This is a genomic window from Variovorax sp. Root434 (assembly GCF_001426595.1).
GTDB lineage: Bacteria > Pseudomonadota > Gammaproteobacteria > Burkholderiales > Burkholderiaceae_C > Variovorax.
Genome location: NZ_LMEK01000027.1, coordinates 170,331 through 187,033, shown reverse-complemented (window position 1 = coordinate 187,033; position 16,703 = coordinate 170,331). Strand labels below are relative to the sequence as shown.

Annotated in this window: 12 protein-coding genes; 7 read left to right on the top strand and 5 right to left on the bottom strand. The window is 68.1% G+C overall.

The features are described from left to right. Positions 1–8 precede the first annotated feature (8 nt). From phoU to phoR, 3 genes are all read left to right on the top strand, one after another. On the top strand, positions 9–710 hold the full coding sequence (gene phoU, locus ASD05_RS27310) for a phosphate signaling complex protein PhoU (protein ID WP_007836651.1): 702 nt from the start codon (positions 9–11) through the stop codon (positions 708–710). Between the two features lie 131 nt (positions 711–841). Then, positions 842–1,534 (top strand): phosphate regulon transcriptional regulator PhoB, encoded by a 693-nt coding sequence (gene phoB, locus ASD05_RS27305; RefSeq protein WP_007836652.1) that lies wholly within the window; start codon positions 842–844, stop codon positions 1,532–1,534. A gap of 44 nt (positions 1,535–1,578) precedes the next feature. Further along, positions 1,579–2,916 (top strand): phosphate regulon sensor histidine kinase PhoR, encoded by a 1,338-nt coding sequence (gene phoR, locus ASD05_RS27300; RefSeq protein ID WP_082572405.1) that lies wholly within the window; start codon positions 1,579–1,581, stop codon positions 2,914–2,916. A 13-nt stretch (positions 2,917–2,929) separates the two neighbouring features. On the opposite strand, the gene ASD05_RS27295 is transcribed toward phoR, so the two are convergent. The 3 genes from ASD05_RS27295 to ASD05_RS27285 all read right to left on the bottom strand — a co-directional run bounded on the left by ASD05_RS27295 (position 2,930) and on the right by ASD05_RS27285 (position 6,355). Continuing rightward, positions 2,930–4,273 (bottom strand): MATE family efflux transporter, encoded by a 1,344-nt coding sequence (locus ASD05_RS27295; protein ID WP_056599272.1) that lies wholly within the window; start codon positions 4,271–4,273, stop codon positions 2,930–2,932. Next, positions 4,270–6,006 carry a hypothetical protein gene (locus tag ASD05_RS27290; protein ID WP_056599269.1) on the bottom strand — a complete coding sequence of 579 codons (1,737 nt, stop codon included), beginning with the start codon at positions 6,004–6,006 and terminating at the stop codon, positions 4,270–4,272. Before ASD05_RS27290 ends, ASD05_RS27295 begins: the two co-directional genes overlap by 4 nt. 79 nt (positions 6,007–6,085) lie before the next feature. Further along, on the bottom strand, positions 6,086–6,355 hold the full coding sequence (locus tag ASD05_RS27285) for a type B 50S ribosomal protein L31 (RefSeq protein ID WP_007836661.1): 270 nt from the start codon (positions 6,353–6,355) through the stop codon (positions 6,086–6,088). Positions 6,356–6,536: 181 nt separating this feature from the next. Here ASD05_RS27285 and ASD05_RS27280 point away from each other — a divergent pair, with 181 nt between their 5' ends. Next, positions 6,537–7,604 (top strand): oxidoreductase, encoded by a 1,068-nt coding sequence (locus ASD05_RS27280; protein WP_056599266.1) that lies wholly within the window; start codon positions 6,537–6,539, stop codon positions 7,602–7,604. 54 nt (positions 7,605–7,658) lie between these two features. On the opposite strand, the gene rho is transcribed toward ASD05_RS27280, so the two are convergent. Together rho and trxA are read right to left on the bottom strand one after the other, a co-directional pair. Beyond that, complete coding sequence (gene rho / locus ASD05_RS27275; protein WP_007836663.1) at positions 7,659–8,924, bottom strand: transcription termination factor Rho; 1,266 nt, start codon at positions 8,922–8,924, stop codon at positions 7,659–7,661. A gap of 182 nt (positions 8,925–9,106) precedes the next feature. Further along, positions 9,107–9,439: a thioredoxin TrxA gene (gene trxA, locus ASD05_RS27270; RefSeq protein ID WP_056599263.1), complete on the bottom strand. Its 333-nt coding sequence runs from the start codon at positions 9,437–9,439 to the stop codon at positions 9,107–9,109. Positions 9,440–9,596: 157 nt separating this feature from the next. Here trxA and ASD05_RS27265 point away from each other — a divergent pair, with 157 nt between their 5' ends. Genes ASD05_RS27265 through ASD05_RS27255 form a run of 3 tightly spaced genes read left to right on the top strand, consistent with a single transcriptional unit; the run spans position 9,597 to position 16,671 of the window. After that, complete coding sequence (locus ASD05_RS27265) at positions 9,597–12,176, top strand: PD-(D/E)XK nuclease family protein (protein WP_056599260.1); 2,580 nt, start codon at positions 9,597–9,599, stop codon at positions 12,174–12,176. Then, positions 12,173–15,433 carry a UvrD-helicase domain-containing protein gene (locus ASD05_RS27260; RefSeq protein WP_056599256.1) on the top strand — a complete coding sequence of 1,087 codons (3,261 nt, stop codon included), beginning with the start codon at positions 12,173–12,175 and terminating at the stop codon, positions 15,431–15,433. The genes ASD05_RS27265 and ASD05_RS27260 overlap by 4 nt, the downstream gene beginning before the upstream one ends. Beyond that, the gene (locus ASD05_RS27255; protein ID WP_056599253.1) at positions 15,430–16,671 is read left to right on the top strand and encodes a TIGR03862 family flavoprotein; all 1,242 of its coding nucleotides are present in this window, start codon (positions 15,430–15,432) and stop codon (positions 16,669–16,671) included. The genes ASD05_RS27260 and ASD05_RS27255 overlap by 4 nt, the downstream gene beginning before the upstream one ends. Positions 16,672–16,703: the final 32 nt, after the last annotated feature.

The following is a 16,703-nucleotide window of genomic DNA, read 5'->3' as shown; positions in this document are numbered from 1 at the left end:
GAGACACCATGACCGAGAAACACCTTTCCAGCCAGTTCGACAGCGAACTCAACGGCGTCTCGTCGCGCGTGATGGAGCTCGGCGGCATGGTCGAGTCGCAGATTCACCAGGCCGTGTACGCGCTGCTGCAGTTCGACACCGAAGCCGCCGACCGCGTGATGGAGACCGAGCACCGCGTCAATGCGATGGAAATCGACATCGACCGCGAGCTGTCGTCCATCATCGCGCGCCGCCAGCCGACCGCCCGCGACCTGCGCCTGCTGATCGCCATCAGCAAGACCACCGCCAACCTCGAGCGCGTGGGCGACGAGGCCAACAAGATCGCGCGCATGGTCAAGTCGATCATCGAGAGCGGGGCGGCCCGCCAGCTGCCCACGACCGAACTGCGCATCGCGGCCGACCTGGCCTCGGGCCTGCTGCGCACCGCGCTGGACGCCTTCGCACGCCTGGACACGGCCGCGGCGCTGTCGATCCTGAAAGACGACGACCTGATCGACAAGGAGTTCGACGGCTTCGTGCGCAAGCTGGTCACCTACATGATGGAAGACCCGCGCACCATCTCCGCCAGCCTGGACCTGCTGTTCCTGGCCAAGGCCATCGAACGCATCGGCGACCACGCCAAGAACATCGCCGAGTTCATCATCTACATCGTCAAGGGCGCCGATGTGCGGCACACTTCGATGCAGGAAATCGAGTCCGCGCTTCAATGACAAACCCCCAGGCTTGCCCACTTCGTGTGGCCGCCAACCCCCTTGCAGGGGGCAACGCCAGCGGCCCGGCAAAGCCGGTTCCGCGGCGTTCGCTGGAAGGGTCCGGGGCGGCCATCAAGTGAGCAGATAACATGAAGAAACCCCGAGTCCTGATCGTCGAAGACGAGTCCTCGATCGCCGAGCTGATCGCCGTCAACCTGCGCCACAACGGCTTCGAGCCGATCTGGTCGGAAGATGGCGCCGCGGCCCAGCGCGAGATCGACGCCTTCCTGCCGGACCTGATCCTGCTCGACTGGATGCTGCCGGGCCAGAGCGGGCTGCAGCTCGCGCGCCAGTGGCGCAAGGACCCGCGCACCAAGGCCATCCCGATCCTGATGCTGACTGCGCGCGGCGACGAGCCCGACAAGGTGGCCGGCCTCGATGCAGGTGCCGACGACTACATCACCAAGCCGTTCTCCACGCAGGAAATGTTGGCTCGCATCCGCGCGGTGCTGCGCCGCCGCGCGCCGGAAGTGGTGACCGAGCGCGTCGAGATCGGCGAATTGGCACTCGACACCTCCACCCACCGCGTGACCTGGCAGGGCGGCGCGCTGAAGGTCGGGCCGACCGAGTTCAAGCTGCTGGCCTACCTGATGCAGCATGCCGAGCGCGTGCACAGCCGCGCGCAGCTGCTCGACAAGGTGTGGGGCGACCACGTCTACATCGAGGAGCGTACGGTCGACGTGCACGTCAAGCGCCTGCGCGAATCGCTGGGTGCGGCGGCGCCGATGGTCGAAACCGTCCGCGGAGCGGGCTACCGGCTGACCGCCCAAGTCACGGTTTGAGCGCAGTGGCGTCCCTCGGCCGCGGGCGCGGATAATCGCCCGCCATGCCTTTTCGAATTGCTACTTTTTTAATAGCGTCCCTTGCAATAGGAGCGGGCGCTGTCGCCATTTTTGGCTGGAAGTTCGGATGGCTGGGCGCGTGGCTGGGCGCGGTGCTCTGGCTGGCGCTTGATGCCTGGCGCGCCGAGCGGCTGATGCGGGTGCTGCGCAACGACGCGGCGGGCCTGCCGACGCGGGGAGCGGGCGTGTGGGGCGAGCTGTCGGAGCGCATCCGCAAGCTGCTGCGCGACCGCGAGCAGCAGACGCGGCAAGCCGAAGAGCGGCTGCAGGAATTCCTCGCGGCCATCCAGGCGTCGCCCAACGGCGTGGTGCTGCTCGACGAGCAGGGCCGCATCGAATGGTGCAACCAGACGGCCGCCAGCCAGTTCGGCATCGACGCCGAGCGCGACCTTGCGCAGCATCTGGCGAACCTCGTGCGCGATCCGGCCTTCGTCGCCTACCTTGCATCGTGGAACTACAGCCGCGACGTGGTCATCGACGCCTCCGGACCCGGCCACTCGCATCAGCGCCCCCACCTAGTGCGGCTGTCGGTGCAGGTGCATCCCTATGCCGGCAACCGCCGCATGCTTCTGACGCGCGACATCACGGCGCTGGAGCAGGCCGAGGCGATGCGGCGTGATTTCGTGGCGAACGTGTCGCACGAAATCCGCACGCCGCTGACGGTGCTGGCGGGCTTCGTCGAGACGCTGCAGAACCTGCCGCTCGATGCGGACGAACGCATGCGCTACCTGTCGCTGATGGGGCAGCAGTCGCACCGCATGGAAACGCTGGTGAACGACCTGCTGACGCTGTCGCGGCTGGAAGGCAGCGCGGCGCCTTCGGGCAACCAGTGGATCCGCATTCGTGCGCTGCTCGCACAGTGCGAAGACGAGGGCCGCGGGCTGTCGGGCCGTGTGGCACCGCAGGGACATCGGCTGTCGTTCACCATCGATGCCGAGTCCGAAGTGTCGGGCGCACCGACCGAACTGCAGAGCGCGATGTCGAACCTGCTGAGCAATGCCATCCGCTACACGCCCGGCGGCGGCGAGGTGGCGGTGAGCTGGCGGGTGCTGCCTGATGGGCGTGGCGAATATGCAGTGAAAGACACGGGCCCCGGCATTGCCGCCGAGCACATTCCCCGACTGACCGAGCGCTTCTACCGCATCGACCGCAGCCGTTCGCGAGAGACGGGCGGCACGGGGCTGGGGCTGGCCATCGTCAAGCACATTGCACAGCGGCACGGCACCGAGCTGCGCATCGAAAGCACGGTGGGCAAGGGTTCGCGCTTTGCGCTGGTGTTTCCCGCAGCGCGCGTGCGGGAAGCTCGCGTGCTGGCCAGGTAGCAGGCAGCTCTTGTCAGGCGCGCTGGCGCATCGTCCAACGCAGCAGCGCGCCGAAAAGCAGGGCCGTCAGCACCAGCGCGAAGGCGCTCATGATCCAGAACGCTAGCGGCGATTGCATGGCCGTCCAGGGGCCAAGGCCGCGGTACGCCAGCAGGTAGCTTCCGCCGAGGCCCAGCCCCCACAGCATCGCGCAATAGATCACCAGCGGCGCCAGCGTGACCCGGTAGCACCGCAGCACGAACACGCAGAAGGTCTGCACCGCATCGGCGAAGTGATACATGGCCACCGCCAGCAGCAGTGCGCCGGCCATCGCGATCACAGCGGGGTTGTCTGAATACACGTTGGCGAGCTCGTAGCGCAGCGCAGCCATGGCGGCGGCGTAGAACAGGGCGCACAGCGCGGTCAGCTCGAAGCCCAGGCGACAGGCGTGCCGGGCCCTGGCCGTATCCCCGGCACCGAGCCAGAAGCTCACGCGCGCGCTGGTCGCGATGGCCAGCGACAGCGGGGTCATATAGGCCACGGCCAGCAGGTTCGACGCGATCTGGTGAGCCGCCGCGGCCGCCGTGCCGAGGCGGGCGATGAACAAGGCCATCAGCGTGAACGAGGTCACTTCGACCAGCACCGCCAAGCCGCCTGGCACGCCGAGCCGCGCGAACTTGCGGATCTGCTGCCAGTCGGGCGCCTCGAGGCGCTTCCAGAGCCCGTAGTCGCGATAGAACGCGCGATTGCGCAGCAGCCAGATGGCGCAGCCCAGCATCGCCCAGTTCACGCACAGCGTGGCCCAGCCGCAGCCCACGAGGCCCATGGCCGGCAGGCCCGCGCCGCCGAAGGTGAACCAGATCGACAGCGGCAGCTTCACGGCCAGCGAACCGAGCTGCAGCCATGTCACGAGCTGGGGCTTGCCCAGACTCTGGTTGAGCGTGCTGAACAGGCGAAAGAGCAGGGCCGGCGCCAGCGCAAAGGCCAGTACTGCAAGATAGGCCTCGACTTCGCCGCGCATTGCAGCCGGCACCTGGGTCCACCGCAGCGCCGCGTCAGGCAGCAGCAGGATCGCCATGCCGGCCACGATGGCAATGGCGGCCAGGTAGAGCGATTGCCGCACCGAGCGGCCCACCTCGCCGGCGCGGCCGCCACCGTGCAGTTCGGCCCAGACCGGCAGCAGCGCCTGCAGCACGCCCATCAGCGAGACGTACACGCTGACGAAGATGGCGGCGCCGACCGACAGGGCGGCCAGCGCTTGTTCGGAGTAGCGCCCGGCAATGATGGTGTCGGCCACGCCGAAGGCCATCACGGCCAGCTGCCCGGCGAGCACGGTGCCCGCGTGCCGCGCGATCAGGGCCCGTTCGCCGCCCCTCACTGCGGCGTGATCTTCTGGTAGAGCAGGAGGTCGTCGGCCGCGCTGCTGGGTCGGCGCAGAGTGCCGGCAAAGCGCCACTGGTCGAAGGGAATGATGGTGTGCAGGCGCTCGATGGTCTCAGGGCTCGCCAGCAGCCATGGGCAATCGGTGCCCAGCAGCAGCGGTTGCACGTTGAAGTTGCCGTGGTGGCGCAGGGCCGCGATGTGCGGGCGGCTGAGCGCGAGTTCCGCGATGCAGCGCGGCTGGCCGACGCGTTCGGCCACGGCCCGCACCTGCGGCACGTAGCTGCGCGCGTAGTCGATGGGCGGCAGCCACAGCGTCATCAGCAGCATCCAGCACAGCGCCGTGCCGCCGGCCGGCAGCACCAGCGTCTTCCAGAGCGCGGCACGGTGCCGCCCCGTGCGCCAGCGCACCAGCCAGCACCAGGCGATGGTCGCGGCCGCCGCGAGCGCAACGGCAATGGGAGAGAACTCGGGCACGAAGCCGGGCACCAGCCGCGCCACGCTGGCGGCGGGCTTGGGCGGCACGCCGGTCTGCATGGCGACCCAGTAGATCCAGCCGAGCACGGCCAGGCCGCTGAAGAACAGCACGTTGAACCAGTCGATCAGCGCCGCTGCGCTGCGCCTGAAGGTGGGCAGGGCGAAGGCGGCCAGCGTGGCGAACGCGGGCAGCGCCAGCAGCAGCGAGCGGTCGGAGTAGTCGGTGGTCCAGGTGGCCGCCAGCGGCACCAGCGCGAACCAGAAGGGCAGCGCGACGTGGCGCGCCGTGAGCTGTCGCCGCCAGCGCCAGAGCGTCCAGATGGCAAGCGGCCAGACCGGCCAGGTGAACCACAGCAGCAGCTTGGCCTGGCTGCGTACGTCGCCCAGCAGAGAACCGCCGAGCACGGTGATCTTCCATGTCGGCAGCTTCAGCCCGAACACGAGCACCGCCGCCAGCACGGTAATGCCAGCCATCGCGAGGAGGGCACCTCGCGTGTAGCCGGGGCCGTTGTCTTCGTCGTTGATGTTCTCGCGCTCGGACTGCGCGGCGAGCCGGCGCTCGTAGGCGATGTACAGCACGCTGCCGACAGCCAGCGCGAGCCCTACGGTGGGCGCACCGCTCAGCGTGATGCCGATGGTGCCCACCGTCAGTGCGATCAACGGGCCCGCGCGGCGATAGGGCAGTGCGGCCACGCCGTAGAACAGGTGCGAGGCAAAGAACAGCTGTGCCAGCGCGGGCGTGGTCTCGTGGCCAAGCTGGGCGAGGCCGAGGCAGGCGATCAGCGCCAGCAGGCCGCCGTCGGCAATTGCGCGTGCGTAGTCGGTCGGCCGTGCCTCGCCGCCGAAGGCGAAGGCCACGGGCTGGGCGCGCGCCGTACGGGCCAGGTAGTACACCGCATACCAGCTGGCCGTGAAGGTGCCCCAGAGCAGGAACGCGAATCCGATGCGCACGGCCAGGTCGGGGTTGAGCCACGACGGCGCGATCTTGATGGCCAGGGCGCCGATCCAGTATGGGATCAGCGCGGGCGTTTCAGGGCGCAGGCCCAGCAGCAGAGGGTCGAACCAGCGCGCGATGCCTTCGGTGCTGCGGGCCAGTTCGGCCATGTAGCCGAAGGCCGTGATGTCCGCGCTCTTCCAGGGGCCCCGGCCGACCAGGCCCGGCAGCAGGTAGGCCGCACACAGCAGAAGCAACGCGATGCGCGGCAGCCGGCGCACGGCACTCTGGGCAACGATCGCGGGGGTGGGCTGGTTCAAGTGGCGGAAGAGGGCAGGATTCGGAAAGAAAAAGGGCAGCGCGGTAAACCGGGCTGCCCTCGACGCAAAAGCGCGTGCCTTACTTCGAAGCAGCGCCGGTGGTCTTGCCGAAACGGTTGCGGAACTTCTCGACGCGGCCGCCCATGTTGTCGACCGACTTCTGCGTGCCGGTGTAGAACGGGTGCGATTCGCTGGTGGTGTCGAGCTTGAACAGGGGGAGCTCGCGACCGTCGTCGGTCTTGCCCATTTCCTTGGTGTTCGCGCACGAACGGGTCACAAACTTGAAGCCGTTCGACATGTCGACGAACAGGATCTCGCGGTAATTCGGGTGGATGCCTTCTTTTGCCATGGTTTTTCCTTTTGCGCTGTTGGAATCAATGCGCGGTCGATGCGAGAGCCACCAGCGTGCCAATGGTCTGGCGCGCTGCCCTGGGAAATCCAGGAGGCCGGGCGAAGCTGCCCAGCCGCACTTTTCGCGGAGCCCATGATTATCGCATACTGCCCCATTTTCGAGCAAACGGAGCCCTTCCATGACCTCTGCACCTTTGCGCGCCGGCCTCGTCGGCTACGGTTTTGCCGGCCAGACCTTCCATGCGCCCGTGCTTTCGGCCGTTCCGAGGCTCGAACTGGCCGCAGTGGCGAGTTCGCAGCCGCACAAGGTGCACGCCGACTGGCCTGGTGTGCTCGTGGTGCCCGACGTGGCGGCGCTGGTGGCGCGCGCCGATATCGACCTGGTCGTGGTCGCGACGCCAAACGCACAACACCATCCGGTCGCCAAGGCGGCGCTGGAAGCCGGTAAGCACGTGGTGGTGGACAAGCCTTTCACGCTCGATGTGGCTGAGGCGAGGGAGCTCGAGGCGTTGTCCAAGCGCAACAACCTTGTCCTGGCGGTGTATCAGAACCGGCGTTTCGATGCCGATTTCCTGACCCTCAAGGAGGTCCTGACGTCCGGCGAATTGGGGCGGCCGGTGTACCTGGAGTCGCATTTCGACCGCTTCCGGCCCGAGGTGAAGGCGCGCTGGCGCGAGCAGGCCGTGCCGGGGTCGGGCCTGTGGGTGGACCTGGGCGCCCATCTGGTCGATCAGGCGGTGCAGCTTTTCGGCCGGCCCGACACCATCCAGCTCGACACCGCCGTGTTGCGCGACGGTGCCGTGGTCGAAGACTACTTTCATGCCGTGCTGCGCTACGAGCAGGGGCCGCATGCGCCGCTGCGCGTGGTGCTGCATTCGACGACGCTCGCCGCCCACGCTGCGCCGCGCTACATCGTGCACGGCACGCGCGGCAGCTACGTCAAGCACGGCGTCGATCCGCAGGAGGACGCGCTGCGCGCCGGGCAGCGCCCGCCGGCCGTGGGATGGGGCGCCGATCCGCTCGATGGCGAGCTCACGCTGATCGGTGGCGACGGGGCGCCGCACTTTCGCGCCTTGCCGACGCGGGCCGGCAACTACGTCGACTACTACGCCGCGGTCCGCGACGCGATCCTCGGCAACGGCCCGAATCCCGTGCCGCCCGAGCAGGCCGTCGCGCTGATGGAGTTGCTCGACATCGGCCGCCAGAGCGCCGCCGAAGGCCGCGCCATCCTCATCGAGCGCCCATGAAAAAAGCGCGTTGGCCCTTGGGGCCAACGCGCTTTTTGCGGGAGAGCGTGATGCTCAGCCGCCGCGACGCATCATGTCGAAGAACTCGACATTGGTCTTCGTCGCCTTCATGTTCTTGAGCATCAGCTCCATCGACTCGATCTCGTCCATGTTGTACATGAGCTGGCGCAGGATGCGGGTCTTCTGCAGGATCTCGGGGGCCAGCAGCAATTCTTCGCGGCGCGTGCCGCTGCGGTTGAGCTGGATCGAGGGGAACACGCGCTTTTCGTACAGGCGGCGGTCGAGGTGGATTTCGGAGTTGCCGGTGCCCTTGAACTCTTCGAAGATCACTTCGTCCATGCGGCTGCCGGTGTCGATCAGCGCGGTGCCGATGATGGTCAGCGAGCCGCCTTCTTCCACGTTGCGCGCGGCGCCCAGGAAGCGCTTGGGACGCTGCAGCGCATTCGAATCCACACCGCCGGTCAGCACCTTGCCCGACGAGGGCACGACGTTGTTGTAGGCGCGGGCGAGGCGGGTGATCGAGTCGAGCAGGATCACCACGTCCTTCTTCAGTTCGACCAGGCGCTTGGCGCGCTCGATCACCATTTCGGCCACGTGCACGTGGCGCGCTGCGGGCTCGTCGAAGGTCGAAGCAATGACTTCGCCCTTCACCGTGCGCTGCATTTCGGTCACTTCTTCAGGGCGCTCGTCCACGAGCAGCACCATCATGTGGACGTCGGGGTAGTTGGCGCTGATCGCGTGGGCGATGTGCTGCATCATCACCGTCTTGCCGCTCTTGGGCGGCGCCACGAGCAGGGCGCGCTGGCCCTTGCCGATGGGGGCGATGATGTCGATGATGCGGCCCGTGATGTTCTCGTCGCCCTTGATGCCGTCGCGCTCGAGCTTCATCTGCTCCTTGGGGAACAGCGGCGTCAGGTTTTCGAACATCACCTTGTGCTTGTTCTGCTCGGGCGGGCCGTCGTTGACCTTGTCGAGCTTGGTCAGCGCGAAATAACGCTCGCCGTCCTTGGGCGTGCGCACCTCGCCTTCGATCATGTCGCCGGTGTGCAGGTTGAAGCGGCGCACCTGGCTCGGCGAGATGTAGATGTCGTCCGTGCTGGCCGTGAAGCTGGTGTCGGGGCTGCGCAGGAAGCCGAAGCCGTCGGGCAGTATTTCGAGCACGCCGTCGGCGAAGACCTGCTCGCCGGCCTTGGCGCGCTTCTTGATGATCGCGAACATCAGCTCCTGCTTGCGCATGCGGCCGACGTTTTCGATCTCAAGCGCTTCGGCTTGCTTGAGGACTTCAGACACGTGGAGTGCCTTGAGTTCGTTTAAGTGCATGGAATGACCCCTCGCGGGGTAATCGAACGGAAAACGGGGGGAGGTTGGGTGTGAAGCGAGAGGTGCCTCACCAACCGGGGAACTCGAACCGGTTGCCTGGATAAAGGGCCGGTGATCTGTGGGAGATTATGACAGGAAAAACGCGCCGGCCAACGCATTGCGCGCTGGCCGGTGGAAATCGCTCAGGCGAGTTGCTGGTCGATGAAGGCCGTGAGTTGCGCCTTGCTCATGGCGCCGACCTTGGTGGCGGCCAACTGGCCGTCCTTGAACAGCATCAAGGTGGGGATGCCGCGAATGCCGAACTTGGCGGGAATGTCGCGGTTCTCGTCCACGTTCAGCTTGGCGATCTTCAGCTTGCCTTCGTAGGTGGCCGACACTTCGTCGAGGATCGGGGCGATCATCTTGCAGGGGCCGCACCATTCGGCCCAGTAATCGACCAGCACGGGCTGGCTGGACTTGAGCACGTCGGCCTCGAAGGAGGAATCGGAGATGTGTTTGATGAGTTCGCTGGCCATGTGTGGGTCCTTGTGCGCAGAGAGTTTCGGTGCAGCTAAAGTGCTGGTCATTGTGACAGAAACCAAGGGGTGGCGTGCCGTGCGGGGACGCTATGGCGGCGATAGCCAAAAGCCCTTGTGCGTCACGTCCACGCGCTCTCCAACCCCTCGATAGAACATGAACGAAGGCCTCCCTGTCCAGGCCCTGTGGTGCGATCCCGCCAATGGCGTCGTTGCGCGGATCGTCCGCGCGCTGGCCGATCGCCAGCTGCATGCCGCCCGCACCGTGGTGCTGGTGCCCTACGCGCAGTTGATGGGCGTGGCGTGCGCCATGTGGGCCCGCTGCGGCAGCCCAGGCTTCGTGCCGCGCTTCGAGACTACCCATAACTGGGCCCGTAGCGCGGGCGGCTTCGTGCCGACCGGCTACGACATCGCGCACGACATGGCGCGCGACCTGGTCACGGCACAGGCGCTGCTTTCGCAAGCCGGTTTCAGCGCCGAGCGCTTCGCCCTGGCCGGCCGCGTCGTCGAACTGGCGTATCAACTGGCCCCTCTTGCAGCTGCCGTGAGTCCCGAAGTGCGGGGCGGCGAATGGGCGCAACGCGCAGCGGGCGTGGCCGAGGCGGGCAGCGAGTCGGAATGGTTCCGCATCGAGAGCGCGTTGATCCGCATCGCCGTCGCGTGGGCCTCGACCTCGGGCTATGCCACCGACGTGCTTCAGCGCGACAGCACGCGTGCGCAGGTCGATGCGCTGATCGTGCTCGAGGGTTTCCTGGCCGATCCGCTCACGCAGTCGCTCTGCAAACTGTGGGGCGACCGCGCTCTTCATCTCTCGCTCGTGCCTTCGGGCGCGCCCACGCAGGCTGCGGTTTCGCACGTCGCCCTCGACCCCGAAGACGAAGCCGAGCTCGCCGCCGCCTGCGTGCTGCGCCACCTCGCCGAAGACCGCGCACCGGTCGCCTTGATCGCAACCGACCGCGCCCTCACGCGCCGCATCAGCGCCCAGCTGAGTGCGCAAGGCATCGTCACGCATGACGAAACGGGCTGGAAGCTCTCGACCACGCGCGCCGCCGCCACGCTGATGAGCGTGCTGCGCGCCTGTGCCCATGACGCCGGCAGCGACCAGGTGCTCGAATGGCTCAAGAGCGGCGCCGATGGCGATGCGCCGACCGTGCAACTGCTCGAAGCCCGCTTGCGCCGCGAGGGCCTGCGCGACTGGTTGGCCTGGTGTGCCTTGGTGGCGCGCAGCGAGAAAGCGCAGGACGCCACGTTGCTGTCCTTCACCGAGGCCATCGAGGCGCGACGCGCGCCCATGGCCCGGTCCCGCCCCCTGGCCGACTGGCTGCGCGCGCTGCGCGAGCTGCTGGAAGCCAGCGGCCAATGGGCGCTGCTCGACGAAGACCTCGCCGGCGGCAAAGTGATCGGCGCCCTGTGGCTCGATGCCGGCGCGCACGGCGACGACGACGATTTCCCCGGCGGCCGCCACACGCTGGCCGAGTTCACCGCCTGGGTCCGCGACGTGCTGGAAGACGCGAGCTTCGTGCCCCCCGCGGGTGACCAGGCGCCGAAGGTCGTCGTGCTGCCGCTGTACCAATTGCTGGGTCGGGCGTTCGGTGCCGTGGTCATCCCGGGCTGCGACGACCGGCGTCTGCCCGCGTCACCCGAGCCGCCCGGCAACTGGAGCGCCGCCCAGCGACTCGGGCTGGGCTTGGCATCGCGTGAAACGCTCGAAGCCGCACAGCGCGCAGCCTGGGCCGCGGCCCTGCACAACCCGTCGTGCGAGTTGATCTGGCGCCAGTCCGACGCCAGCGGCGAGCCGGTACGGCCCAGTCCGCTGGTGCAGGCGCTGCAGCTCGATCACGCGCTGCAGCCCTCGGCCGATCCACGCACGCCGCGCGAAGTGGCCGTGCAGCCAACCGAATATCCGACTCCTTCCGGCGCGCTCCTGCCACTGGAGAACATCTCGACCAGCGTGTATGAAGACCTGCGCCGCTGCCCCTACCGCTTCTTCGCCTTGCGGCAGTTGGGCCTGCGCAGCGCCGACGAGCTCGATGCCGAGGTCGACAAGCGCGACTTCGGCAACTGGCTGCATGCCGTGCTTGGTCATTTCCACGAGGCGCTGGTCGAAACCCCGGCGCAGGATGCGCAGGAACGAATCTCGCTCATCGAAGAGGCGGCCCGGCGCGCAACGAAGGAGCTCAGCCTGTCCGAAGCCGAGTTCCTGCCATTCGCCGCGGCCTGGCCCGCGATACGCGACGGCTACCTCAACTGGTTGACGGGGCACGAGGCGGGCGGCGCGGTCTTCGTCGAAGCCGAACCCTGGAAGGAACAGCCCCTGGGCACGCTGCGGCTGATCGGCCGGCTCGACCGCATCGACCGCATGCCCGACGGCCAGGCTTTCGTGATCGACTACAAGACCGAATCGGCAACGGTCAGCAAGGAGCGCGTGAAGGACCCGACCGAAGACACGCAACTGGCCTTCTACGCCGCGCTGGTGGCCGACGACACCTTGCGCGCGGCCTATGTGAACGTCGGGGAAAAGTCCTCCGGCACGCAGACCGTCGAGCAGCCCGCCGTGGTCGAGGCGCGGGATGCGCTGGTGGCCGGCATCATCGACGACTTCACGCGCATCGCGCACGGGGCTGCGCTGCCGCCGCTGGGGGAGGGCGCCGTCTGCGACTACTGCGCCGCGCGCGGCCTCTGCCGCAAGGACTTCTGGGGCAACGAGGCACCCCGTTTCGGGGGCATTGCGAAATGAACGGCGCCGCCTACGAACACAACGGCCGGCACGTCACGCGCGAGGCCTTCTACACCGTCGCCTGCGATCCGCGCCGTTCGGTCGCCGTCGAGGCCTGCGCAGGCGCGGGCAAGACCTGGATGCTGGTGTCGCGCATCCTGCGCGCGCTGCTCGAAGAAGGCGAGTCTGCCTGCGAGCCGCATGAGATCCTGGCCATCACCTTTACGAAGAAGGCGGCCGGCGAGATGCGTGAGCGGCTCGACCAGTGGCTTGAAGATTTTGCCGAACGGACGCCGGAAGAACTGGTCGGCCAACTCGTGATGCGCGGCGTGGAGCCCGTCGCTGCGGCAGCGGCCGTGCCGCGCCTGAAGGGCCTCTACCGGCGCCTGCTCGAAGGCGGCAGGCCGGTGCAGTTCCGCACCTTCCACGCCTGGTTCGCGGGCCTGCTGCGCAACGCGCCGCTCGCGGTGCTGCGCGAGCTGGGCCTGCCGTCGAACTACGAACTGCTCGAAGACGATGCCGAGGCGCGCGGCCACACATGGCGGCCCTTCTTCGAGGCCGTCACCGCCGACAAGAACGTGCTGGCCGACTACTACGCCGTCGTGGCCACGCACGGCCGCTCGCAAACGGCCAAGGCCCTGAGCGAGGCGCTGTCGAAGCGCGTCGAGTTCTCGCTGGCCGATGCAGAGAATGCCGTCCAGCATTTCAGCGCGTTCTTTCCGTCGCTCGAAGGCCTGGACGAACCGACCGAGGCCTTGCTCGGCGAGCCGGTGCGCCGCCGTTGGCTCGACCGCGCCGCCGCGCTTGGCCGAGAGAGCAACAAGACGCCGCAGAAGGCGGCCGAGGCCATCATCGACGTGTTCGGCATGGGCGAGCCCGCAGCCGATTCGCTGGCGGCCGCGCTCGCACACCTGCGCAAGAACTTCTTCGTCGCCACCGAAGACCGCCTCAACAAGAACCTGCAGAAATTCCCCGCCGCGCAGGAAGCCGAGGCCGAGCTGCAGGTGCTGTGCGGCGCACAGGCCCAGCACGCCGCATGGCTCTACCAGCAGCGCATGACGCGCCTCACGCGCCTGCTGATCGCGGCCTTTGCCGATGTGAAGCGCGCCCACGGCTGGGTCGACATGAACGACGTCGAGCAGGCCGCGCAGCTGCTGCTCGGCCAGTCGGCGCTCTCGGGCTGGGTGCAGGAGCGGCTCGACGCGCGCATTGCGCACCTGCTGATCGACGAATTCCAGGACACCAACCCGCTGCAGTGGCAGGCGCTCTACGGCTGGCTCAGCGCGTACACCGGGGCGCAGGGCCGCGCGCCGCGCGTGTTCATCGTGGGCGACCCGAAGCAGAGCATCTACCGCTTCCGCCGCGCCGAGCCGCAGGTGTTCATCGCCGCGAAGAAGTTCGTGCGCGAAGGGCTCGACGGCGAGTTGCTGAACTGCGACCACACCCACCGGAATGCACGGGCCGTGGTCGGGCTGGTCAACGCGGCGATGCTTGCGGCGCAAGAGGCCGGCGAGTTCGATGGCTACCGCGCCCACACCACCGAGCGCGGCGACGAAGGCGAACTGCTCAAGCTGCCGGCCATCGACCGCGACGCACTCGGCGATGCGTCCGACGCGGCGCCGGCCGACGACGGCATGCTGCACTGGCGCGACAGCCTCGTCACGCCGCGCGTGCTGCCCGAAGAACAGCTGCTGCAGAAGGAATGCGAACAGGCCGCGCAATGGGTGGCGCAGCGCATCGCCGACGGAACGCCGCCGCGCCAAATCATGGTGCTGGCGCGCCGCCGCAGCCGGCTCTCGGCCATGCAGGACGAACTGCGCCAGCGCCACATCCCCGTGCAGCAGCCCGAGAAGAACGATCTGCACGACGCACCCGAAGTGCAGGACGTGGTCGCGCTGATCGACGCCCTGGTGTCGCCCGCGCACGATCTTTCGCTGGCGCGGGCGCTGAAGTCGCCGGTGTTCGGCATCGATGACGCGGCGCTGGTGCAGCTCGCGCTGCGCCAGCGCGAGCGCGGCCCGGTGAGCTGGTTCGCGCTGATCCTGAAGGACGAAAGTCTGCCACCGGCGTTGATCGAGGTGGGCACCAAGCTCAGGAAGTGGCAGCGCTGGCTGATGACACTGCCGCCTCACGACGCGCTCGACGCGATCTTCCACGATGGCGATCTGCTCGCGAAATTCGGGGCCGCGGTTCCAGCCGCGATGCGCCAGAGCGCGCTGGCCAATCTGCGCGGCCTGCTGTCCGCATCGCTCGAGATCGACGGCGCGCGTTTCGCGACACCGTATGCGCTGGTGCGCGCCCTGCGCGCGGGCGGCGTGCGCGCTCCGACCGTGGCCGCGCCCGATGCGGTGCAACTGCTGACCGTGCATGGCGCGAAGGGACTGGAGGCCGATACCGTCCTCATGCTCGACTGCGACGCGGCACCACCGCGCGCCCAGACCATGGGCGTGCTGGTCGAATGGAAGGGCGGCGACAGCGCGCCGACGCGCTTCGTGTTCCTCGCGAGCGAGAAGACGCCGCCGGCCTGCGCGGCGGCATTGCTCGAAGAGGAGCAGCGCGCACGCCATCGTGAAGAGCTCAACGGCCTTTATGTCGCGACCACGCGGGCACGCGAGCGGCTGGTGCTGTCGTCGGTGCGCCCGGCGCGCGCCAACGAAGGCAGCTGGTGGGCACGATTGGAACCGCTGTGCGAGCCTGCCGAGGCCGACGAGCCACTGGTCGTCTTGCCGACCGACTCCGGCGCGGGCAGCTTCTCGATGAAGCGCATGCCTGCGGCGCCCGTGCTGGTCGAACAACCTGCCACCAAGAAAGCGCCAGGCACCACCGTTGACGCGCGCGCCGCCGCCTTCGGCCAGGCCATGCACCGTCTGCTCGAATGGGCGGTCCCTGGCGAGCCGTTGCCTGCGGCCCACGTGCGCGCCGCGGCACGCGAATTCATGCTCGATGCGCAGCAGGCGCGCGGTGCCGCCGCCCTGGCGCGGCGTATCCGCGCGGGCGAGGGCGCCTGGGTGTGGGACGATCGCAGGGTCGACTGGCATGGCAACGAAGTCACGCTGGTGCATGAAGGCGAGACCTTGCGCATCGACCGTCTGGTGCGCGAGCGCGACAGCGGCGCCTGGTGGATCCTCGACTACAAATCTGCGGCGCGCCCCGAACGGGACGCTGCGCTGATCGCACAGATGCAGCGCTATCGCGCGGCAGTGCAACATGCCTATCCCGGTGCCACGGTGCGCGTCGCGTTCCTCACCGGGCAGGGCGAACTGGTAAATCTCGAATGACTGTTTCCCCTACCGTCGCCGTCATCGGCGGCGGACCTGCCGGCCTGATGGCGGCTGAAGTCCTGAGCGCTTCCGGCGCACAGGTGCATGTGTATGACGCGATGCCTTCGGTCGGCCGCAAGTTCCTGCTGGCCGGCCGTGGCGGGCTGAACCTCACGCACTCGGAGCCCTTCGACGTGTTCATGACCCGCTTCGGCGAGCGCCGCGCGCAGCTCGAGCCGATGCTGGCGCTGTTCGGACCGCAGCAGATGCGCGAATGGGCGAGCGGCCTGGGCATCGAGACCTTCGTCGGCACGTCGGGGCGCGTGTTTCCGACCGACATGAAGGCCGCGCCGCTGCTGCGCGCGTGGTTGCATCGCCTGCGTGCGGCGGGTGTGCAGTTTCATATGCGGCATCGTTGGATGGGCGATGGGGTTTTCGACATGGCGTCGCTGCGGTTCGCGACGCCGACCGGCGGCATTACGGCAAAGGCCGATGCGGTAGTGCTGGCGTTGGGCGGGGCAAGCTGGGCTCGCCTCGGCTCCGATGGCGCGTGGGCGCCGTGGCTGCAGGCGCAGGGTGTGGAGGTGGCGCCGCTGCTGGCGGCCAATTCCGGCTTCGACAGCATGGGCTGGAGCGAGCATTTCTCCAGCCGTTTTGCCGGGCAGCCCTTCAAGTCGGTCGCGATCTCGTTCACCGACAGCCAGGGGAGGCACTTTGCGCGCAAGGGTGAGTTCGTCGCGACGGCCACGGGAATCGAAGGCAGCCTGATCTATGCCGCGTCGGCGCTGCTGCGCGACGAGATTGCCGCGAAGGGCAGCGCGACGCTGTTGCTGGATCTGCTGCCCGACCGCAGTGCCGAACAGGTATTGGCCGCAGTGACGCACCCTCGCGGCGCGCGTTCGCTCAGCAGTCATCTCAAGAGCCGGCTGGGGCTCGAGGGCATCAAGGCGGGGGTGCTGCACGAGGCCTTGAGCCGCGAAGCGATGCAGGACGCGGCGCAACTGGCCGCGACGATCAAGGCGGTGCCCTTGAAGCTCATCGCGACGCGGCCGGTCGACGAGGCGATCAGCACGGCAGGCGGCGTGCGCTTCGACGCACTGGATGCGCAGCTGATGTCGAACGCGCTGCCCGGCGTGTTTGCGGCAGGAGAGATGCTCGACTGGGAAGCGCCGACCGGCGGCTACCTGCTGACAGCGTCGATGGCCAGCGGCGCGGCCGCGGCGCGCGGCGCGATTCGTCGCCTGGGTCTGGGCTGATAGCGGTTGTTGCAAGCCTCGTTTCATTTCGC